The 19,821-nt window shown below is 67.8% G+C and carries 19 protein-coding genes; 3 read left to right on the forward strand and 16 right to left on the reverse strand.

The window, feature by feature from the left end:
• The first annotated feature begins 27 nt into the window (after positions 1 to 27).
• Complete coding sequence (locus MSZK_RS28360; RefSeq protein WP_099251851.1) at positions 28 to 783, forward strand: pirin-like bicupin family protein; 756 nt, start codon at positions 28 to 30, stop codon at positions 781 to 783.
• Positions 764 to 2,035 carry a sorbosone dehydrogenase family protein gene (locus tag MSZK_RS28365; RefSeq protein ID WP_099251852.1) on the forward strand — a complete coding sequence of 424 codons (1,272 nt, stop codon included), beginning with the start codon at positions 764 to 766 and terminating at the stop codon, positions 2,033 to 2,035. The genes MSZK_RS28360 and MSZK_RS28365 overlap by 20 nt, the downstream gene beginning before the upstream one ends.
• Before the next feature lie 5 nt (positions 2,036 to 2,040).
• On the opposite strand, the gene MSZK_RS28370 is transcribed toward MSZK_RS28365, so the two are convergent.
• Positions 2,041 to 2,319 (reverse strand): GlsB/YeaQ/YmgE family stress response membrane protein, encoded by a 279-nt coding sequence (locus tag MSZK_RS28370; RefSeq protein ID WP_099251853.1) that lies wholly within the window; start codon positions 2,317 to 2,319, stop codon positions 2,041 to 2,043.
• Between the two features lie 239 nt (positions 2,320 to 2,558).
• Here MSZK_RS28370 and MSZK_RS28375 point away from each other — a divergent pair, with 239 nt between their 5' ends.
• On the forward strand, positions 2,559 to 3,638 hold the full coding sequence (locus tag MSZK_RS28375; protein ID WP_099251854.1) for a phosphodiester glycosidase family protein: 1,080 nt from the start codon (positions 2,559 to 2,561) through the stop codon (positions 3,636 to 3,638).
• A 67-nt stretch (positions 3,639 to 3,705) separates the two neighbouring features.
• Here the strand turns inward: MSZK_RS28375 and MSZK_RS28380 are convergent, their stop codons facing one another.
• The 15 genes from MSZK_RS28380 to fadD5 form a co-directional block, all read right to left on the reverse strand.
• Complete coding sequence (locus MSZK_RS28380) at positions 3,706 to 4,530, reverse strand: SDR family NAD(P)-dependent oxidoreductase (RefSeq protein ID WP_099251855.1); 825 nt, start codon at positions 4,528 to 4,530, stop codon at positions 3,706 to 3,708.
• Between the two features lie 14 nt (positions 4,531 to 4,544).
• Positions 4,545 to 5,228 carry a YoaK family protein gene (locus MSZK_RS28385; RefSeq protein WP_099251856.1) on the reverse strand — a complete coding sequence of 228 codons (684 nt, stop codon included), beginning with the start codon at positions 5,226 to 5,228 and terminating at the stop codon, positions 4,545 to 4,547.
• Between the two features lie 25 nt (positions 5,229 to 5,253).
• The gene (locus tag MSZK_RS28390) at positions 5,254 to 5,898 is read right to left on the reverse strand and encodes an Mce protein (protein WP_099251857.1); all 645 of its coding nucleotides are present in this window, start codon (positions 5,896 to 5,898) and stop codon (positions 5,254 to 5,256) included.
• Entirely contained in the window at positions 5,865 to 6,422 is a 558-nt protein-coding gene (locus MSZK_RS28395; protein ID WP_099251858.1) for a mammalian cell entry protein, read from the reverse strand. The genes MSZK_RS28390 and MSZK_RS28395 overlap by 34 nt, the downstream gene beginning before the upstream one ends.
• On the reverse strand, positions 6,419 to 7,399 hold the full coding sequence (locus MSZK_RS28400; protein ID WP_099251901.1) for an RDD family protein: 981 nt from the start codon (positions 7,397 to 7,399) through the stop codon (positions 6,419 to 6,421). Before MSZK_RS28400 ends, MSZK_RS28395 begins: the two co-directional genes overlap by 4 nt.
• A 23-nt stretch (positions 7,400 to 7,422) precedes the next feature.
• Positions 7,423 to 8,118: an Mce protein gene (locus MSZK_RS28405; RefSeq protein WP_099251859.1), complete on the reverse strand. Its 696-nt coding sequence runs from the start codon at positions 8,116 to 8,118 to the stop codon at positions 7,423 to 7,425.
• Positions 8,088 to 9,638 (reverse strand): MCE family protein, encoded by a 1,551-nt coding sequence (locus MSZK_RS28410; RefSeq protein ID WP_099251860.1) that lies wholly within the window; start codon positions 9,636 to 9,638, stop codon positions 8,088 to 8,090. The genes MSZK_RS28405 and MSZK_RS28410 overlap by 31 nt, the downstream gene beginning before the upstream one ends.
• Before the next feature lie 14 nt (positions 9,639 to 9,652).
• On the reverse strand, positions 9,653 to 10,807 hold the full coding sequence (locus MSZK_RS28415) for a virulence factor Mce family protein (RefSeq protein ID WP_099251861.1): 1,155 nt from the start codon (positions 10,805 to 10,807) through the stop codon (positions 9,653 to 9,655).
• On the reverse strand, positions 10,804 to 12,423 hold the full coding sequence (locus MSZK_RS28420; protein ID WP_099251862.1) for a virulence factor Mce family protein: 1,620 nt from the start codon (positions 12,421 to 12,423) through the stop codon (positions 10,804 to 10,806). The genes MSZK_RS28415 and MSZK_RS28420 overlap by 4 nt, the downstream gene beginning before the upstream one ends.
• Positions 12,424 to 13,971 carry a virulence factor Mce family protein gene (locus MSZK_RS28425; RefSeq protein ID WP_099251902.1) on the reverse strand — a complete coding sequence of 516 codons (1,548 nt, stop codon included), beginning with the start codon at positions 13,969 to 13,971 and terminating at the stop codon, positions 12,424 to 12,426. It lies immediately after the preceding gene.
• Entirely contained in the window at positions 13,968 to 15,008 is a 1,041-nt protein-coding gene (locus MSZK_RS28430) for a virulence factor Mce family protein (RefSeq protein WP_099251863.1), read from the reverse strand. Before MSZK_RS28430 ends, MSZK_RS28425 begins: the two co-directional genes overlap by 4 nt.
• On the reverse strand, positions 15,005 to 16,216 hold the full coding sequence (locus MSZK_RS28435) for an MCE family protein (RefSeq protein WP_099251864.1): 1,212 nt from the start codon (positions 16,214 to 16,216) through the stop codon (positions 15,005 to 15,007). The genes MSZK_RS28430 and MSZK_RS28435 overlap by 4 nt, the downstream gene beginning before the upstream one ends.
• A 4-nt stretch (positions 16,217 to 16,220) precedes the next feature.
• On the reverse strand, positions 16,221 to 17,006 hold the full coding sequence (locus tag MSZK_RS28440) for an MlaE family ABC transporter permease (protein WP_371411405.1): 786 nt from the start codon (positions 17,004 to 17,006) through the stop codon (positions 16,221 to 16,223).
• Between the two features lie 85 nt (positions 17,007 to 17,091).
• Complete coding sequence (locus MSZK_RS28445; RefSeq protein WP_371411406.1) at positions 17,092 to 17,808, reverse strand: MlaE family ABC transporter permease; 717 nt, start codon at positions 17,806 to 17,808, stop codon at positions 17,092 to 17,094.
• A 314-nt stretch (positions 17,809 to 18,122) separates the two neighbouring features.
• Positions 18,123 to 19,748: a fatty-acid--CoA ligase FadD5 gene (gene fadD5, locus MSZK_RS28450; protein WP_099251867.1), complete on the reverse strand. Its 1,626-nt coding sequence runs from the start codon at positions 19,746 to 19,748 to the stop codon at positions 18,123 to 18,125.
• Between the last annotated feature and the right edge of the window lie 73 nt (positions 19,749 to 19,821).

A 19,821-nucleotide genomic window follows, 5' to 3' on the forward strand; every position in this document is an offset into this window, starting at 1 on the left:
GCTGGCAACGAACCAAGGGGTGATCACATGGCCGCAACCGTCGACATCAGACGTGCCGCCGACCGCGCCGCGACGAAGATCGACTGGCTGGATTCCAAGCACTCGTTCTCGTTCGGGCACCACTACGACCCGTCGAACACCCACCACGGCCTGCTCCTGGTGAACAACGACGACATCGTGTCACCGGGTACCGGCTTTGACACCCACCCGCACCGCGACATGGAGATCGTCACGTGGGTGCTGCAGGGATCGCTGGTACACCAGGACTCCACCGGCCACTCCGGCGTGATCTACCCCGGACTGGCCCAACGGATGTCGGCGGGACGTGGCATCCTGCATTCGGAGAAGAACGACTCCTGGACGCTCACCGGCGACCAAACACACAGTGAGCCAGTTCATTTCGTTCAGATGTGGGTGGTCCCCGACGAATCCGGGATCGATCCCGGCTACCAGCAGCTCGAGATCGACGACGAATTGCTGCGCGGCGGCCTGGTGACGATCGCCTCCGGCATGCCCGAGCACAAGGATCAGACCGCGATCGCGATCCGCAACCGCTACGCCGCACTCCACGGTGCGCGATTACAGCCCGGCGACACCGTCGAACTGCCCGAGGCACCGTATCTGCACCTGTTCGTGCCGCGCGGCGAGGTCACCCTGGAGGGTGCCGGCCGGCTGCACGACGGCGACGCGGTCCGATTCACCGCCGCAGGCGGCCGGCGGGTCACCGCCACGCAGCCCGCCGAGATCCTGGTCTGGGAGATGCATGCCGGGTTGGCTGGCTAGGGTCGCCTGCCTCGGCGCCGTCGCGCTGGCGGCGGCGTGCGGCCAGCCCGCGCCGCCCGCCCCGCCGGCGGCGGCGCCCACCGGCCTGGTGCCGGTCACCGTCGAGGTACCTGCCGAGCTGCGGGGCGCGCCGTTCGACACAGCGCGGCGCGCCCTGGTACCGGCGGGCTGGACCATGGCGGTCTGGGCCCGGGTGCCGCGGGCCAGGCTGGCCGCCTGGGCACCCGACGGCGCCCTGCTCGTCTCGGTGCCCGGCGCCGGCCAGGTCATGCGCCTGGTGCCCAGCGGTTCACGGGCGCAGACCTCGGTGCTGCTCGACGGCCTGGACCAGCCGCACGGCCTCGCGTTCGCGTCCGGCACGTTGTACGTGGCCGAAAGCGATGAGATCGGTGCGTTCGATTACGCCGACGGGACGGTCGCCAACCGCCGGGTTCTTGCGGCCGGTCTGCCCGATGCCCGCAGCCCCGACCTGCGCGGTGCGTACGCGCACGCGCTCAAAAGCGTTGCCGTCGGCCGCGACGGGGCGGTGTACTTCTCCATCGGCTCCACCGGCAACGTGACGGCGGCCGACCGGCGGGCCGACCCGCCGCGCGCGACGATCATGCGAATTCCCGCCGGGGGTGGCGAACCGGCTCCCTTCGCCACCGGTGTGCGCAATGGCACCGGTCTGGCGATCGCGCCGGACGGGGCGGTGTGGACCGCGGTGAACAACCGCGATCAGATCGCCAACCCACACCCGGGCCCGGATTACGGCACGGTCGGCGACTACGTCAATGATCATCCGCCGGAGTCGATCGCCCGGCTCACCGAGGGACGCGAATTAGGTTGGCCCTATTGCCATCCCGATGTCGACGAGACTCCGCGATTCTTACGGGACGTCCAGACCAATGCCGACGGGTCGCAACTGGACTGCTCGGCGCTGGCGCCGGTGGAGCAGACACTCGGCGCGCATTCCGCACCGCTGGGGTTGAGTTTCACCGAGGGTGCACTTCCCCCGCCGTTCGCCTCGGGCGCACTGGTCGGGGTGCACGGATCGTGGAACCGGACTCCGCCCCGGGCCCCGGAGGTCGCGTTCTTCGCTTGGCGCGACGGCACTTTGGGCCCGCAGCAGACCTTGGTCGGAGGATTTCAGGAACCGGACGGCGGGCGCTGGGGGCGCCCGGTGTCCGCGGTGGTCGGCCCGGACGGCGCGGTGTACGTCACCGACGACTACGCCGGTGCGGTGTACCGTCTCGCGCCGCCGGGCCGCTGACCGCGCTAGTGGTGAACTCGGTTGCTACGTCCGGTGATTGCGACGTAGATCCCGATCAGCACGACGGCGACGACGATGCCGACCAGGAAGGGAATGATCGCAAAGCCGCCGTTGGAGTTGGAGTAACCGACCTGGTAGGAGATCCACGTCCCCAGGAAGGAGCCGACCGCCCCGAGCAGGATCGTCATGATGATGCCGATGTTCTGCTTACCGGGCATCACCAGGCGCGCCAGCGCGCCGACGATCAGGCCGACGACGATCGCTCCGATAATCGTTCCGATCATTGCTGCTCCTCGTGTTCCGGCGGGGCCCCGGCGGGCTCCGCGCCAAGCAGTAGTTCCCCACCGGCCACGCGGATAATCGTCCCGACACAGACCAAATTGTCGCCGCGGCAACCCATTCGCCCTGGTCGTGACGACGCCGGTGCCGAACCGCTGCACACCTGTTACCAAAGTTGACTGTGTGGTTACTGAGAATGATGCTGTACCTGCCGTAAAGGACCCGCCGTCACGAAAGGGCAACTGTGCCAACCGTCGCCGCCACCTTCCGCCGCCTGGGCGCGGTCGGCATGGCCGCGGTGAGCTGGATGACGTTGGCGGCCACCCTGGGCCTACCGGTGGCGTCCGCCGACGGCCGCGACCAACTGGCGCAGGCCATCGCCACGACCCGGGGCAGTTACCTGGTCTACAACTTCGGAAGCGGCTACCCCGCGCCGATGCTCAGCGGCAGCGGCAACTGGTACGAACTCACCAACGGCGGCCACCTGATGATCATCAAGGCCGCGTCGGCGCGCTTGACCCCGCGGCTGCTGGTGGACACTCACACCGGGTATCAGGCGCGCTGCGAGCGCACGCCGGGCACCCGCACCCGCGAAGGCTTGGTGCAGGCGTCGGAGACCTACACCCCGCTGCAGGCGTGGCAGGCGCTCGGCCAACCAACCATCGCGGTCAACGCGAACTTCTTCGATGTCCGTGGGCAGCAAGCGGGTTCGTGGAAATCGACCGGGTGCAGCTCGCCACTGGGCGCCTACGTCGACAACACCCAGGGCCAAGGCCGGGCCAACGCCGCGGTGACCGGGACGCTGGCCTACGCGGGCAAGCAGGCGCTGTCCGGCGGTGACGAGGTGTGGACGGCGCTGACCACGATGATCCTTCCGGTCGCGGGCGCGCCCTACGTCGTCACACCCAAATCCCCCGACGACTACGACGCCGCCACCCCGGTCATCCAACGCCTGCTGGACAGCGGTACCCGGTTCGCCGCGGTCAGCGGACTCAAACTGTTGGCTCCTGGCGACACCGGACAGTTGAACGATCCCGGCCCCAGCGCGGCCCGCACCGCGCTGGCCTACGCCAGGGACAAAGACGAGATGTACATCTTCCAGGGCGGCAGCTACACGCCCGACCAGATCCAGGATCTGTTCCGGGGCCTGGGCAGCGACACCGCGATCCTGCTCGACGGCGGCGGATCGTCGGCGATCGTGCTGCGCCGCGACACCGGCGGCATGTGGGCGGGCGCCGGCGTGCCCAGGGGGTCATGCGACACCATGGCGGTGCTCTGCGATTCTCGCGAACGTGCCCTGCCGGCGTGGCTCGGGTTCAACTGACGCCCGCGCGCTAGCGATTTCGGCGCGCAAACCGTCGCTCTGCGAACGTTTCCGCACCGAAACCGCGTCACGGTTGGCCGAACACCCGGCGCAGAACCGCGTCACGCACGCGGGTCGGGAGCTTCGTCATCAGGGTCATCTGCACCGCGGTGGTCACCCCGACCGGGTAGCGGGCCCGCGGCTTACCCGCGCTGAGCGCCTCGAGCACCACCTTGGCCACCTTCTCCGGCTCCACGGCCAGGCGCTGTGACATCGGGATCGACTTCCGCATCCCGGCGATATGCCTGCTGTAGAGAGCCCGGTGTTGCGGCGTCATCGCCGCTTCCATGTCCGCGACGCTCTGGTCGGCGCTGCGCCACATGTCGGTGTCGGTCTGGGCGGGCTCGACCACGCTGACCGAGATATGCCACGGGCGAAGCTCGAGTCGCAGAGCGTCCGCGGCCGCCTCGAGGGCGAACTTCGACGCGCTGTAGGCACCCACCATCGGCGCCGAGAGCTTCCCATTCACGCTGGAGATGAAGACGATTCGGCCCTGCGACTCGCGTAGCAGCGGTAGCACCGCCTGGGTGACGGCGAGCTGGCCAATGACGTTGACCTCCATTTGCCGGCGGATCTCGTCGATGGTCAGCCCTTCCAACGGGCCGCTGACCGCGATGCCGGCGTTGTTCACCACCGCGTCCAGACGGACCGGCAGTGCCTGGGGCAGCGCGGCGAGGTGCGCATCGTCGGTGACGTCGAGGACGACCGCACTGACCCGCGGCAGCGCCGCCAGCGCCTCGGCGTCGGCCGCGCTGCGTACTCCGCCGATGACATCCCAACCCGCGGCCGCCAGGTTGGTCACGATCGACCTGCCGATACCCCGGGCCGCGCCGGTTACCAGGACAGTAGGCATTCGCCCGAGTCTAGTTAGCCAGCCACCGGTTTGGGCCCGTAGCGGAAGACCGCCAGGCTGGCGGCCACCGCGACGGCGGCCAGGCCGATCACCGGCGCGACCATGAAGCGGGAGATCGTCGCACCCACCGTGGCCCCGGCGCACAACGTCAGCACCACGCTGTAACGCAACTTCTCCCGCTCGCCGCTGCCGCCGGCGAGGCGACTGTCGACACCGATGCCCACCAGGGTCGAGGTGAGCACCGTGGTGCTGAGCTCCTGGATACCGAATTGGCGCGCCGCGGCGTTCTGCGATCCGAAGGTCAGCGCCAGCCCGGCGATCAGGATCAGCTTGCCGTCGTCGTGGTAGTTCACCACCCCGGTGCCGGCGAGCACTGCCAGCACGGTCAACAGCACGACCTCGCTGCCCAGCGCCGCGGTCAGCCAGCCGCGCACCTCGCTGTCGAAGTGACGGGCAAACCGGCCACCGAGCACAGTCCCGATCAGGAAGCTGACGAACGAGATCACCGCGGCGGTCATGTCGACCCCCGAGTGGGGGACGAACCAGAACCCGAGGAACACGACATTGCCGGTCATGTTGGCCACGAACACGTGCCCGAGCGCCAACACACTGATCGCGTCGACCAGACCGGTCGCGAACGTCAGCAGCAGCAGCGCGACGACGGTGGAGCGTTCCGAGACGGGCGAGGCGACGGCCATCGGCCCAGTATCGCCAATGGATCGCTCAGAGTTTGGGTGTCAGATCCAGTGAGGTCACCGTGGTCATCTTGGTGACCAGCCAGCGCGAGCCGTCGCGAGTCAGCTGCACGCGGTAGGACAAGTACTTCGTCGAGGGGATGTCCTTGCTCAGCGGGCTTTTGGATGTGGTGTTGGTGTAGACGATCGCGGTGGCCTCTGAGCCGTTCAGCGATTCGACGGCAGCACCGACCACCTCGGTGCTGTTGGTGACCTTGGCCTGCTTGTTGGTCGGCACGATGGCGTCGACGTACTTGCGGTACTGATCCTGGAAGTCCCCGGACAGGTACTTCGCCGACCGGTCCGGGAGCTTGTCCATGTCGTCGGGGGTGTAGGTCCACAGCGTCGTGATCGCCTCGGCGGCGGTGCGGGCGATCGTGAGCTTGGTGTCGACGGCCGCGCGATCCATCAGGTACGGCGCCATGGTGGCGCCGGCGAAGCCGCCCGCGGCGACGAACAGTGTCGCCGACATTGCGACCGCCAAGGTTGTCTTGTTGCGGCTCAACCAGTTTCGTCGTCGCGGCTCGGCGGGTTCCGACTCCGCGGTCTCGGCCTCGACGGCATCGGCCGTCTCGGTGACCTCGTCGGGTGCAGCGTCGGTCAGATCACCTGCAGCAGGTTGCTGATCTTCCACGGACCTCCTGCACCTCCTTCTTGGGTCGCGGTGACCACCCACCGGCTGCCGCTTTCGACGGTCTTGCCGTCGGGCATCCGGGTCTTGGTCGTGGCGGCCACGACGACGTCGGCGCTGCCGTCGCGGTTCCACCGTTCGATGCCGAGGTCCTGCACGGTGCCCGTCGTCGGCTCGGCGCGGGCCACCTGGATGACGACCTCGTTCATCCTGTCCTGGTACAGCTTGGCGAACTGCCCGGTGCCCTGAGCCAGCACCCGGTCGGCGTAGTCGTTGGCGTGGAACGGGTCGATGGACGTGTACTGCGTGACGAAGCTGCGCACGAAGCTCAGCACGGCCACGTCCCGGACCGCATCGTGGCGCTGGGTTTCGCGTTTCACCAACAGCAGCGTGCTGATCGTGAGTGCGGCGAGCACCGCCACCGCCGCCACGCCGGCGATCAGCGGCAACACCCACCGGCGCGGTTGCGGGTCGGGCAGCCGGAACAGCTCCGCGCTGTCGGGCTCCACCCGGCGGCGCGGGCTCACTTCGCCTCCCCCGCCGGGTTCGGCTTGGCCAGCACCGAGAGGTTGGCGACCTGCCATGCCCCACCGGCCGATCGTTCGAAGTCCACCCGGACGGTGGCGGTGATCAGCCGTTGGTTGGGCACCTCGCCGCGCTGACCCTGCATGAGAAGCAGCATCACCGCCCGATCGCGGGTGTTGGTCAGCACCGCGCTGTTGGTCACCCAGTAGTCGTTGTCCACCGGGCCCGCCTTGCGCACCGCGTCCTGCTGGGCGATCAGCTGCGGCCGATAGCCGTCGGTGACCAGACCGCGCGCCCGGGCGAAGTCGGCATCGATGCTGGCGACGTTGTAGCTCAGCATCTGCCGCACGATCGTCGGGCCCTGCACCGCCAGCTGCTGGCGGGTCTGCTCTACGGCGAGTTCCGGCCGGTAGACACGTAGATAGCCCAACGCCGTGACCGCGCCGCCCACGATGGCCAACGCCACGAGCACCGCACCGGCCAGCCGGCGCCGGTTCGGCCGGGCCCCCTCGACGCGGTGCACCTCGGTGCGGGTGATCAGGTCGGCGAAGGTGCGCCCGCGCGAATCCCACAGCGGCCACAGCCAGCCCAGGAACAGCGCGGCAGTGTCGAGCAGGTGTGCCAAGTCGCGGACCAGCAGACGCCAGGGCCCCACCGGTGCACCGTCCCGGGTGACGACGCGGATCCCGGCCAGGCAGCGTCCCAGGGTCCAGCCGGTGATCGACGGCAGCAGCAGCCGGTTGAAGGCCATCGCCAAGAACACCGCTGCGGCCAGCCCGGCCGCACCCCAGCGCAGCCAGCCGATGCCCGACAGTGAGGCGGATTGTGCCACCAACAGGCTGGTGACCACGACGGCAGCCGGAAAGAACACGTCGACCGTGATGGCGCCGGCCCGGGCCGGCCAGGTCGCCGTCAGCCAGGCCGGAACACCCTCGACTGGGTCGCCCACCTCGACGGCGACGGCCTCGGTGGTCTCCATGGTCTCGGCGGTCTCGGTCACCGTCACTTGCTCACCTGGTCGAGTTTGGCGATCTTGTAGGTGCCGGCATCGGGCACCATCCGAACCCGAAGGCGGTAGCCCTGCTCCTGGTCCTGCGACTGGCTGTTGGACACCTTCACCCGGACCGCCACCAGGACGTCCATCGAACCGTCGTCGTTGTGGCGTTCCACCGCCGCACGCATGTTGGAGACCTGCACGGAGACCTTGGCGGCCTGGTAGGCGTCGACCAGCAGCCCGCTGTAGAGCGTCGCCTGCGCGCCGAAGTCGCCGGTCGCGCACTCGATGATCTTCTGCTGGCTGGCGGCCATCGCGGCGGCGTCGGGGGCCTGGGTGGCGGTGACGCAGTCCTTGGCCGCGGCCAGCGCGACGGTCTCGGCCTGCGCGGCCGCCACGCTCTTCTGGTGCGAACGCAGCGCGAGGACACCACCGGTGGCGACCAGCAGGCTGACGATCACCAGCGCCGCGCACACGCCGGCAAGCCGGCGTCCGCTCAGCCGCGATCCGTGCGGCGGTTCACCGTGGGCTGCTTCGGTTTCGTCGACCGGGTCCTGATTCGCCGACTCCTGCGCCTCACTTCGTTCGGCCTCGTCGTCGTCAGCGATCATTTTCGCCGACTCCTCAGCCTCACTTCGTTCGGCCTCGTCGTCGTCGGTGGGCGGGTTGGGGGTCAGCCGGCCGGAGCCAGCATCTCCTTCCATCCGTCGTCTCCTGTACTGCTCGAGTTGCTGACGTTGTACTTCACACCGTCAGGACCAACCAACTCCCCGCTCTGCGGGCTGTAGATGGCGGTATTGCTTGCGGCCGGGGTGTACGTGCAGGGGTTGGGCTGCTGGCCGTTGCACTGCACGGTGCCGGTGCCCGGTGGGCTGAGGGCGTCACTGACCGGCGGTGTGGGCCCTGGCAGCAGATCGGCCGGCAGCGGGTTCATCCCGTTGTTGATCGACGGTGCCGGTATCACGGTACCGGGGTTGACCGGCTGGTCGCATCGAGCGCCCGGCGCCGGGCAGTTCAGCACCTGGTTCGGATCGCCGTACCACGGGTTGTTGCCCAGCGGGGTGTACGGCTCGTTGGAGCGGCATTCCATCGGAGTCGCCGCCCGCTTGCCGGGCACGTCCGCGCACGGGAAGTTGCGGGCACCGCGCACCACGTTGGCCGGGGTGTCCTTGGGGATCTTGCAGTACAACCCGTTCTCCACCGGCATCACCCTGGTGTCCGCGGGCGCCCGCCACTGGCTGGCCGGCAAGAAGCCGGTCAGGCACGGCGGCGGCTGGTTGATCGTCAGACCGAAGTCCAGCGCGGCCTGCCGCGGGTAGGGCGCCGACACCGACTGGGCGACCGACGCGCCCTGCGGCAACAGCACCAACGACTGCTCGACGCCCTTGTTGTAGCGCTTGAGCATGTCCAGGATGATCTCGAGGTTCGCCAGAGTCTGCGGCAGCGCCTCACGCACATCGCTGAACACCGCGTTGACCGCGTCGGCCGTCGGCGCGGCCTGGCTCAGCCCGCTGCGCAGGGCCTGATCCTGCGCAGCGGTCTGCGACGCGATGCTGTTCAGGTTCGCCGCCCACTGCTGGATCGCATTCGAGGAATTGACCTGACTGTCCACGATGGCGGGCGAGTTCGCGATGATGTCGTTGACGTCTTGGATGTTGGTCTTGAAATCACCCACGATCGCCTGGGTCCCGTCGACCAGACGCTGCAGCGACGGGCCCAAACCGCCCACCGCCAGGGCGGTTTCGTTCAACAACACCGGGATCTTGTCGGCGGGCAGGGCCGCCAGTCCCCGGTTGGCGGCATCCAGTGCCGGGCCGATCTCCTCCGGCACCGTCGACTTCGTGATGGTCTGCCCGCTGGCGAAGTACTGACCGGGGTTGCCGTCGGACACCAGGTCCAGGTACTGCTCGCCGACCGCGGACACCGAATGCACATTGGCGGTCGCGTCGAGCGGGATCTTGTACTTGTCACTGATGCTCATGGTGGCCCGGACACCGGTCTCGGTCGGCTGCACGTCGGTGACGCGCCCGATCGTGACGCCGCGATAGGTGACGTTGGCCGTGGCATACAGGCCGCCCGACGACGGCAGGTCCGCCTTGAGCTCGTACTGTCCGACCCCGGCCAGCGTGGGCAGGCGCAGGAAGTACCAGCCCAGCACCAGCAGGGCTACCACGGTCAGCACACCGAACACGACGAGCTGGGTCTTGATGAAGCGCGTCAACATCTACTCGTCACCCCTTATTCGCCGCGCTCGACATACGGTCCACCGTCGGTCATGTTCGGGTGAGGCGTGAACCTGACATCCGGGATCATCGTCTGCGGATCGCGACCCCAGGCCTGCTCGAGCGCACGCAGCATTCCGGAGACACCGGTACCGGTGAGGAACGCGTTGTCGATCGCACTGAGCGTCAGGTCGAAGGTGGCCGAGGTGTTGATGTAGTCACCACGGATCACCTTGGGGATGTTGTCGATCGGGTACGGAGCCGTGATGACCAGCTTCAGCGAGTCGATCAGGTACGGCGCCGCACGGCCGAGCTGCTTGAGCGGCCGCTGCAGCAGCGCCAGGTTGGTGTCGAAGTCGGCCCGCGACTGCGACAGCGTCTGGTCGGTGATCCGGCTGAACCGGCCCAGCGCCTCCACGGCACCGGTGAACCGATCCCTGGCGTCCGCGAAGTACTTGATCAGCGGCGGGAATTCGGTGAGCACCCGGTCCAGGGTCGCGTTGCGGGCGGCCGCGATCGACACCAGTTCGTTGGTCTTGTCGATGGCCCGGGTCAGGTCGTCGCGCTGCTGGTTGAGCTGGTCGGTGAAGGTGTCCAGCTTGGCCAGGAAGTCACGGATCTGCTCGGCGTTGCCGTCCAGGATGTTGGCGACCTCGGTCTGGATGATCTCCAGGTTCGGGATGCCGCCACCGCGCAGCACGGTGGCGATGCTGGCCAGGGTGCGTTCGGTGGTCGGGAAGGACTGCGAGTTCTTCAGCGGGATCGTCGCTCCGCTGCGCAGCGGCTCGGACGACGGGTTCGGCGGCGGATCCAGCTCGACGTGCTGGGTACCCAGCAGGCTGGTCTGACCGATCCGCGCAATCGCGTTGGCGGGCAGCTTGACTCCGGGCTCCAGATCCAGCGTCAGGGTGGGGATCCAGTTCTTCAGCTCGATGGCGCGCACCGAACCGACGAACACATCGGCCACCCGAACCCGGCTGTTGACGTTGAGCGCCAACGTATCCGGCATCTGGACGTAGACCGTCATCTTGTCCCTGCCGGTGCCCGGGCCACCGGGCATCGGCACGTTGGCGATACCGCGCCAGCCGCAGGACGTCAGCACCAGGGCGGTGACCACCAGAACCAGACCGCGCCAGCCAATCCGGCGGGTGGTGCTCAGGATCGTGCTCACTGCCCACCTCCCATCTCAGCGGGCAACGCCGGGCCCGCCGGTGCCGCGGGTGCGGCCGGGGCCGGGGCCCCGCCGATCTGCTGCGAGACCGGCAGCGGTCCGGGGACCACGTCCGGGCCCGGCGGCGGCGGCGGTATCGCCCCCGGGTACCAGGGCGGCGGCAGCGGGTTGTTCTGGTCATAGGAGTTCGACGGTGCGCCACCGCGCGGGCCGCCGGGCGGATACGACACCGGGTCCGGGCCGCCCATCAGCGCGGCCAGCGAGTCGGGTGTGAGCATGTTGGCGGTGAACGCCTGCACGTCGACGCCCTGCATGCCCGGTGCCACGATCCAGCCCGGCTCGTGGTTGCCGTGGGAGAACAGCGTGTCGCGCGACCAGATGCCCGGCACCGTCGTGTCCTTGTACCCCGGCGGCGGACGCAGCCGCTCCTCGGAGTAGGCAACGTACTTGGGCAGCGTCTCCGCGGTGGAGAACTGGTTCACACCGAACGGCGGGAAGTTGAACTTGATCGCGTCCATGATCGGCGCCAGGTACTGCGCGCACATCTCCGCCGAATCCTGGTAGCCGAGCCGGCTGCCCGACTGGATCGCGCTACAGATGAACTGCAGCGGGTTGGCGAAGCTCGCGACGGTCGGAATCGCCACCAGCGCACCGTGAGTCGGGTGGTAGATGTTCTGCAGGTTGGCGGCCAGGTTCGGGTAGACGTGCAACACCGTCTCCAGGCCGTTGCGCGCGTCCGGCTGCAGGATCGCGTTCGTCACGTCGGCGAGGTTGTTGATGTCCTTGCTCAACACCGAACCGTTGTCGTTGACGAACTTGCGCGCCGTGGTCAGCAGCGTGTCGATGTCCTTGACCGCCTTGGCCACTTCCTGATCGGAGTTGGTGAAGGAGTTGGTGAACGTGGCCAGGTCGGTGTTCAGCGCCACCAGCTGCTGGTCGCTCTTGTGCAGCGCGTTGACGAACAACGCCAGGCTCTTGAGCACGGCGAAGAAGTCCCCGCGCCCCTCGTTGAGCGCGGTCACCGCGTCGGACAGCGCGCGGAAGGTGGTGTTGATCTGCTCGCCCTTGCCTTCGAGCCCGTTGGCGAAGGACTCCAGCACCTCACCGAAGGGGCCCTTGGGTTGCTCGGGTGTGGGGCCGAGTTTGGTGACGATGTCGGAGATCTGGTTGCGCAGGTCGTCCCACTCCACCGGCACCTGGGTGCGCTCGATCGGGATCACGGCGTTGTCCGCCATCACCGGGCCGCCGCTGTAGGGCGGCGCCAGCTGGATCACCCGGGACGCGACCAGGCTCGGGTTGAGGATCGTCGCGGTGGCGTTGGCCGGCACCTTGTACTTGCTGGCGTAGTTGAAGGTGACCTTCATCTTGTCGCCGGCCGGCTCGATCTTCTCGATGTTGCCGACCTGCACACCCATGATCTGCACGCGGTCACCGGGATACAGCGCCAGCGCCTCGGGGAAGTACGCCACCACGGTGTTGGTGGTCAGCTTCTTGTAGAGCTGATAGCCGACCAGTGCGGCGACCAACCCGATGATCACCACCAGCGTGCCGACGATGACCGACATCCGAGACATCTTGGGCAGGCCCAAATTACGGACACTGAAGACTGTCGACACTTACGCTCCCCCTCCCTGATCGACGGGCGCCAGGTCACCGACGGGCGGCACCTGCGGGCCCGGGCCCGGCGGCGGGATCGGTCCGATGAGCGCGTTCGGCGGCGGGGCGTAGCCGGGGATGTCGGTGGCCGGGCCCGGGGTCGGGGCGACCGGCACGGTGCGCGCTCCCGGCGGGCCGGGTGCCAGCGGCGGAGCCGGTACGCCCTGGATCGCCGGCGAGAGCTCACCCGGGAAGGCGGCAGACGGGACTCCCGGGCTGTAGCCCGCGGCGGGGTTGGGCGCCGAGATCGGCACGTCGGCACTCGGGTACTCCGGTCCGCCGAACGGTCCCTGGGTCAGCCCGGCACACGGCAGCGGGTTGGCGTTGGTCGGAATGCCGTCCGGGGGCGGGGTGTACGAGCACGGCGAGCCGGGGCCGACGGCGGGTCCCGGATGGTCCGGGGTGCCTTCCAGCGGGGTCGGGGCCGGCGGCGGAGCACCGTTGGGCTGGCGCTGGCCGTTGGGATCGGGGAACCGGAAGGCCGGCAGGCCCGCGTTGCGCCAGAACTCCTCCGGGTCGATACCGCGCTTCTTGAACGCGGCGTCCACCCACGGCTGCAGGATCTGATAGGGCACCAGGTTGACCACGAGCACCTTGAAGTACGGACCCGACCCGATGGCCTCGGCCAGCGCGCCCATGAACTTCGATGCCGTGATCAGCACGTCGGCAAGATCCGTCTTGTGCTTCACCAGCACGTTGCTGATCGTGTTCAGTTGCTGCAGAACGTGATTCAGGTTCGGGTTGTCGTTGATGAAGCCGGCGAACTGCTCGGAGACCTGGGAGACGTTGGCCAGCAGATAGTCGATCTCGGAGCGGCGCTCGTTGACCGCGGCCAGCAGCGTCTGGGCGTTGACCGCCAGCCGGTTGATCTGCTCGCTGCGGTTGCCCAGCACGGCGGCCACCTTGTTGGCGTTGGCCAGCAACTGCTTGAACTGCTCGTCACGCTTGCCGATGGTGTCGGAGAACCGGGCCACCCCGTCCAGCGCAGCGCTCAGGTGCGGGTAGGTCTGGTCGATGGTTTCCGACAACACGTTCAGCGACCGCTTCACGGTGTCGATATCCCACCCGGCCGCGGCCTTGGTCACGTCGAACACCGCGTCGTAGATCTGGTAGGGCGTCGCGGTCTGCCCGACCGGCAGCACCCCGCTGGCCTCGAGCTTCTTCCCGCCGCGCGGCTCGATCTCGAGCACCCGCTTGCCCAGGATGGTCTCGGTGCGGATGGCCACCCGGCTCTCGGTGCCGATCTGCCGGGCGCCCAGGTCGAATCCGATCAGCACGTGATCGCCGTCGATCTTCAGCGACTTCACCGTGCCGACGTCCATCCCGGCGATGCGGACCTTGTCACCGGGGTTCAGGCCGGCGCTGTCGGTGAACTGGCCGTAGTAGATGGGCTGGGCGAACAGCTGCGGAATACCGGAGAAGCTCTGCCCCACCGCGACGACCAGCAGCACGATCAAGATGCCGGCCAGGCCGTTCTTGATCCGGTTGGGAGTCTCTAGCGTCCTCATTGCGGCGTGCACCTACCCGTGGGCTGCTGAGTGATCTTCACGGTGCGGACCGGGCCACCGGGCTGCAGGCCGTTGAGCTTCAGGTTGATGTCGCACAGGTAGAAGTTGAAGAAGTCGCCGTAGATGCCGCCGGCGCGACCGATCATCTTGACGGCCTGCGGCAACCTGGTCAGCAGATCGTCAAGGCGGTCCTGGCCGTCGGCCAGCGGTTGCTGGATGGTCTCGAGCTTGGCGATCGTGTCCTTGAGCTGCGGGCGATCGTCGGCCAGCAGGTCACCGAGAGTGCCTGCGGCGCTGCTGATGTCGGCCGTCGACTGCGCCAGCGGATCGGCGCGGTTGCGCAGCCCGGTGATCAGGACCTCGAAGTTGTTGACCGTCTGGTCGAAGTCCTTCTCGTGCTTGACCGTGGTGTCCAGGACGGTGTTGAGGTTGGTGATCACCTCGCCGATCGCCTGGTCGCGGTCGGCCAGCGCGGAAGTGAGCTGGGCCGTCTGGTCGAGAATGTCGTTGATGGTGCCGCCCTGCCCCTGGAACACCGTGACCAGAGACGAGGCGATGGTGTTGACCTTCTGCGGGTCCAACGATTTGAACAGCGGCTTGAAGCCACCGATGAGCGCGTCGAGGTCCAGGGCCGGCTGGGTGCGCGACATCGGGATGAAGCCGCCCGCCGGCAGGATCCGATCTGCCCCTTCACCGGTGCCGCGGTCGAGGTTGACGTAGCGGTTGCCGATCAGGTCCTGGTAGCGGATCTGGGCGGTGGTCGACTGGTACAGCGGCAGGGTCCGGTCCACGTTCAGTGTCACCAGCACGCGGTCGCCGTTCCCCGCGAGCGTGACGTTGGAGACCTTGCCGACCTCCACGCCACCGGCACGGACGAACTGGCCGTCGCGCAGACCGCTGGCATTGCTGAACTCGGCCGTGTAGGCGGTCGTCCGATCGAAACGGAACTGCCCGAACACGATGACGATGATCGCGGTGAAGAGCAGGAGCACCAGCGAGAATGCTCCGAGTTTGACTGCGGTGCCGGTGATTTTCATGGGTTGATCGTGTTCTCCCCGACTTGGCGGCCCCACACGTACTCGGTGAGGATCGGCTGGCCGAGCTCGAAGTGGTTGTACGGCGCGAGCGAGGCACCGTCGTCGACCACGAGGTGCGGCGCGGGCCAGAAGTTCCGGTCGATCTTCTGCCAGCAGCCCGGTGCGCCGCCGGGTCCGCCGCGGCCGTTGATCCGGGGCAGGTTGTCCGGGTAGACGTACGGGTTGGGGGCGCCGAGGAATTCGGTGACGGTGTCCAAGGAGTAACCGTTGCCGCCGAACGCAGCCAGCGCATCCGGCAGCGCCTCGGCCTCACCCTTGATCTGGCAGTAAAACTGCGGGCTGTAGGTGTCGAGCAGTTTGGCGGTGGGGATCAGGTCGGCCTGGCCGCGCACGTAGTAGGGGCCGCCGCGTTCGAAGATGTCGGCGCCGGTGTTGCCGAAGCCCGTCGACGCCAACAGGGCGGCATCGAGATCCTTCTGCTGGTCGTTGAGCGTGCGGGCGGTGGTGACCGCGTGGTCGAGGAAGTCCCACAGGTCCGGGCTGGCCTTGGTGTAGACGTCGGCCAGTTTGGACAGCTGCTGGATGTTGCTGCGGATCTGGGGCATCTGCGGGTTGATGTCGTCGAGCACGGCGTTGCCGTTGACGATCGACTGCCCGAACTTGGTGCCCAGCCCGTCGAGCGCCTCGGCGGCCGCGCTCAGGGTCAGGTTCAGCTTGACCGGGTCCACCTTCTCCGAGATCGACGTCAGAGTCTCGAACAAGGTGTTGAACTCGGTGGTGACCCCGCTGGCCGTGATCACGTCCGCGGGCGAGATCCTGGTCTTGACCGGATCCTTCGGGCTGGTGAACGCCACGTACTTGTTGCCGAAGACCGTGCTCGCCTTGATCTGGGCGTCGACGTTGGCCGGGATCAGCGAAATGTAGTGCGGGGCGACCTGCAAGGTCAGCTCCGCCACCGATTTGCCGTCGCGGTCCACCGCCGCCACCTTGCTGACGCGGCCGATCTCGACCCCGTTGTATGTCACCTTGGAGCCGGGGTCCATCACCAGGCCGGCACGGTCGGAGACCATGGTGAGCTGCGTCTTGGGCGTCAGGTCCCCACGGAACTGCAGATAGATCAGCGTCACCAGCACCAGGGCCAGCAGCAGGAAGATCACGCCCGCCAACTTCAGTGGCGGGCGCCGGGACGAGTTCAACGGCTGCGTCATACCGCTACACCGTGAGATTGAAGTTCGGGTTGGTGCCGTAGAGCGCCAACGAAGCCAACAGAACCACCATCGCCACGGCGACCAGAGAAGCCCGCATCGAGATACCGACGGCCTCGCCCACGCCGACCGGACCGCCGCTGGCGTTGTAGCCGAAGTAGCAGTGGTTGATCATCACGAACATCGCGATGATGATCGCGACGACGAACGACCAGAACACGTCGTCGGGCCGCAGGAACGTGCGGAAGTAGTGCTCGTAGGTGCCGGTCGATTGGCCGTAGAGCACGGTCGTGGTCAGCTGGGCAGCCAGGAACGACAGCAGCAGCGCCATCGCATACAGCGGGATGATCACCACCATGCCGGCCAGGATGCGGGTCGAGACCAGGTAGCTGATGGACTTGATGCCCATCACCTCCAGGGCGTCGATCTCCTCGCTGATGCGCATGGCACCCAGCTCGGCGGTGGCGCCGGCGCCGACCGTCGCGGCCAGTGCGTGCCCGGACACCAGCGGGGCGACGACGCGGACGTTGACCAAGGCGGCGACGAAGCCGGTGAACGCCTCCACACCGATGTTGCCCAGCGAGGCGTAGCCCTGGATGGCGATGAGCGAACCACCCGACAACGTCACGAAACCGACGATGGCGATGGTTCCGCCGATGACGGCCATCGCGCCGGTGCCCATTCCGATCTCGGCGATCAGCCGCAGCGTCGCGCGGCGGTAGTAGCGCAGCGCGTGCGGGATCTGGCCGACGGCGCTGACGGTGAACCACGCCACGTCGCCGACCCGGGTCATGAACCGGCCGGGCGCCGCCGCCAGATGGGTGGCCCGGGTGTAGGCGCGGGGGTACCGGCCGCGCAGGACTGTGGCAGTACTCATGTCAGTGCCCCGTTCCGAACCGAACACCAATCGTCGTCAGGACGACGTTGACCGCGAACAGCGCGACGACGGAGAGCACCAGGGTCTCGTTCACCGCGGTGCCCAGACCCTTGGAGCCGCCCGACACCGTCAGCCCGCGGTAGCAGCCGACCAGCCCGGCGATCAGGCCGAAGGTCAGCGCCTTGACGATCGAGATGATCACCTCGGGAAGCCCGGTGACCAGGGTGAGGGTGGAGACGTAGGCACCGGCGGAGATGTTCTGCATGTACACGCCGAAGATGAACCCGCCGACCAGGCCGACGGTGATGACCGCGCCGTTGAGCAGCACGGCGACGAACGTCGAGGCCACCACCCGGGGCAGCACCAGACGGTGGATCGGATCGATGCCGAGCACCTCGAGGGCGTCGATCTCCTCGCGGATGGTGCGCGCGCCGAGGTCGGCGCAGATCGCCGTCGACCCGGCGCCGGCGACCACCAGCACGGTCACGATCGGACCGAGCTGGGTCACGGCGGCCAGCGCGGCGCCCGCTCCGGAGACGTCCGCGGCGCCGAACTCCACCAGCAGGATGTTGATCGTGAAGATGATCAGGATGGTGTTGGGGACGGCGACCGCGATGGTCGGCAGGAACGTCACCCGGAACTGGAACCAGCCCTGAAGGATGAACTCACGCCACTCGAAGGGCCACTTCGTCGTCGCCTTCGCGGTGAGCACGCACATGCGGAAGAAGCCGCCGATGGCGGTCAGCGCGGGCCGCGCCTTGTCCTGGAGGTAGCCGCCGACCCCGGCCGTCGTCGCCGTCACTTGAACACCCACAGGACGGGACCACGTCGGTCGCGGTGCAACGGCAGTCCGTCTGGCACATACCCTCCTTGCCCCGACCCGCAGTGAGTGAGTGTCGTCTCCCTACTAACGAGTAGTAAGGAGGACCACAGGAATGTACCCGATGGCCGAGGGCGCGTGCACCGCATCTGCACTATTGACTCTCCCTCGTTATTCGGCGAAATTTATCGTGCTGGTAAGTGGTTCGGGGTCTAGTTGGGATCGGCTGCATCCGAAGCATTTTCGCCCACGGAATTCGCTGTGCTACTGGCGCTGAATCGAATCCGTAACTCGGTCTTCAGCACCTTGCCAGCTGGGTTGCGGGGCAAGGCATCGACGATCTCGAGGCCCTTGGGATGCTTGTAGCGGGCCAGGCGCTCGGCGAGGAACTCCTCGAGTTCGGCCAGCCGGAGTTCGGCTGCGGAGATCGCGGCGACGGCGATGGGCACCTCACCCCACTTGGGATGGGACCTGCCGATCACCGCCACTTCGACGATCGCCGGGTGCGCGGCCAGCACGTTCTCCACTTCGGCACAGTAGATGTTCTCTCCGCCGGAGATGATCATGTCCTTCTTGCGGTCGACGACCCAGACATAACCGTCGGCGTCCATCCGGACCAGGTCACCCGAGTGGAACCAGCCGCCGGCGAACGCCTCGGCGGTGGCCTCCGGGTTGTTCCAGTAGCCGGCCATGAGAGTCGGTGCGCGATAGACGATTTCGCCGACCTCGCCGACCGGGACGTCGTTCATGTCCTCATCGACCACCCGCGCCGCGACAGTCGGGATGACTTTGCCGACCGATCCCCGCTTACGGATGGCGTCGTCGCCGAGCAGCATGCAGGTCACCGGAGACATCTCGGTCTGCCCGAATGCGGCGAGGATCTTGCTGTCAGGGAACGTTTCCGACATCTGCCGCAGCAGGGTGTCCGAGGCCGGTGCGGCACCCCAGGACAACGACCGCAGCCTGATGTCGCGCGGCTTGGCCTGCTGGGCTGCGCAGACGGCCTGCCACTGGGCCGGGACCAGGAAGATGCCGGTGACCCGCTCGGCCTCGAGCACGTCGAGCAGTTGGCCGGGGTCGAATCCGCCCAGCGGGTGGATCACGGTCGGGGTGCCCAGCAGCAGACCCCCCAGGGTGTTGCCGATCCCGGCGATGTGGAACAGCGGAACCCCGATGAAGCCGACGTCGTGGTTGATGTCGGGGCCGGTGGTGTACATCGCGGTCATCGCCTGGCCGGCCAGGTTGGTGTGGGTCAGCACCGCGCCCTTGGGCCGGCCGGTGGTGCCCGAGGTGTACATGATCAGCGCCGGGCTGTCGTTCGGGATGTCCACGGGATCGTGGTGCTCGCCTTCTTCGACGACCAGGTCCTCATAACCGAGCACGCCGTCCTCGGTGGCGCCACCGGCGACGATGACCGTCTGCAGCGCGGGCGCGATGTCGCGGACCGCCTTGGCGACGTCGGCCAGCACGGTCTCGGTGACCACCACCGCCGCCTCGCAGTCGGCAACCAGGAAGGCCAGCTCGGGCGGGGTCAGCCGGAAGTTCACCGGGACCGCGATCGCGCCGAGCTGGTTGGCGGCCAGCGTCGCCTCGACGAACTCCGGGCGGTTGAGCATCAGGATCATCACCCGATCGCCGAACCCGACGCCGCGGCGGTGCAAGGCGTCGGCCAGCGCCGTGACCCGGCGGTCGAACTCGGCCCACGTCGTCGTGCGCCCCATGAACCGCAGGGCGGTCGCATCCGGCTGCATCAGGGCGTGCCGGGCCAGCTGGTTCGTCCAGTTCTGGCGGCGCGAGAGATACGGCTGGTCGGTGGCCGCGGTCAGCTGTCTGGTCACTAGTCCTCTTTGTCCATCCCTCTGGCGTGAACGTTGCGTGAACCCGATGCTGGAGAACGCAGGAATCGTTATA

The sequence above is a fragment of the Mycobacterium sp. shizuoka-1 genome (genome assembly GCF_002723835.1).
Classification (GTDB): Bacteria; Actinomycetota; Actinomycetes; order Mycobacteriales; family Mycobacteriaceae; genus Mycobacterium.

What these genes read in the sequence shown, in the direction of transcription:
- MSZK_RS28425 (WP_099251902.1), bottom strand. Translation starts at nt 13,971, where the DNA reads ATGAGGACGCTAGAGACTCCCAACCGGATCAAGAACGGCCTGGCCGGC.
- MSZK_RS28410 (WP_099251860.1), bottom strand. Translation starts at nt 9,638, where the DNA reads ATGTTGACGCGCTTCATCAAGACCCAGCTCGTCGTGTTCGGTGTGCTG.
- MSZK_RS28360 (WP_099251851.1), top strand. Translation starts at nt 28, where the DNA reads ATGGCCGCAACCGTCGACATCAGACGTGCCGCCGACCGCGCCGCGACG.
- MSZK_RS28430 (WP_099251863.1), bottom strand. Translation starts at nt 15,008, where the DNA reads ATGAAAATCACCGGCACCGCAGTCAAACTCGGAGCATTCTCGCTGGTG.
- MSZK_RS28405 (WP_099251859.1), bottom strand. Translation starts at nt 8,118, where the DNA reads ATGGAAGGAGATGCTGGCTCCGGCCGGCTGACCCCCAACCCGCCCACC.
- MSZK_RS28400 (WP_099251901.1), bottom strand. Translation starts at nt 7,399, where the DNA reads ATGGAGACCACCGAGGCCGTCGCCGTCGAGGTGGGCGACCCAGTCGAG.
- MSZK_RS28365 (WP_099251852.1), top strand. Translation starts at nt 764, where the DNA reads ATGCCGGGTTGGCTGGCTAGGGTCGCCTGCCTCGGCGCCGTCGCGCTG.
- MSZK_RS28440 (WP_371411405.1), bottom strand. Translation starts at nt 17,006, where the DNA reads ATGACCCGGGTCGGCGACGTGGCGTGGTTCACCGTCAGCGCCGTCGGC.
- MSZK_RS28380 (WP_099251855.1), bottom strand. Translation starts at nt 4,530, where the DNA reads ATGCCTACTGTCCTGGTAACCGGCGCGGCCCGGGGTATCGGCAGGTCG.
- MSZK_RS28385 (WP_099251856.1), bottom strand. Translation starts at nt 5,228, where the DNA reads ATGGCCGTCGCCTCGCCCGTCTCGGAACGCTCCACCGTCGTCGCGCTG.
- MSZK_RS28370 (WP_099251853.1), bottom strand. Translation starts at nt 2,319, where the DNA reads ATGATCGGAACGATTATCGGAGCGATCGTCGTCGGCCTGATCGTCGGC.
- MSZK_RS28435 (WP_099251864.1), bottom strand. Translation starts at nt 16,216, where the DNA reads ATGACGCAGCCGTTGAACTCGTCCCGGCGCCCGCCACTGAAGTTGGCG.
- MSZK_RS28445 (WP_371411406.1), bottom strand. Translation starts at nt 17,808, where the DNA reads ATGTGCGTGCTCACCGCGAAGGCGACGACGAAGTGGCCCTTCGAGTGG.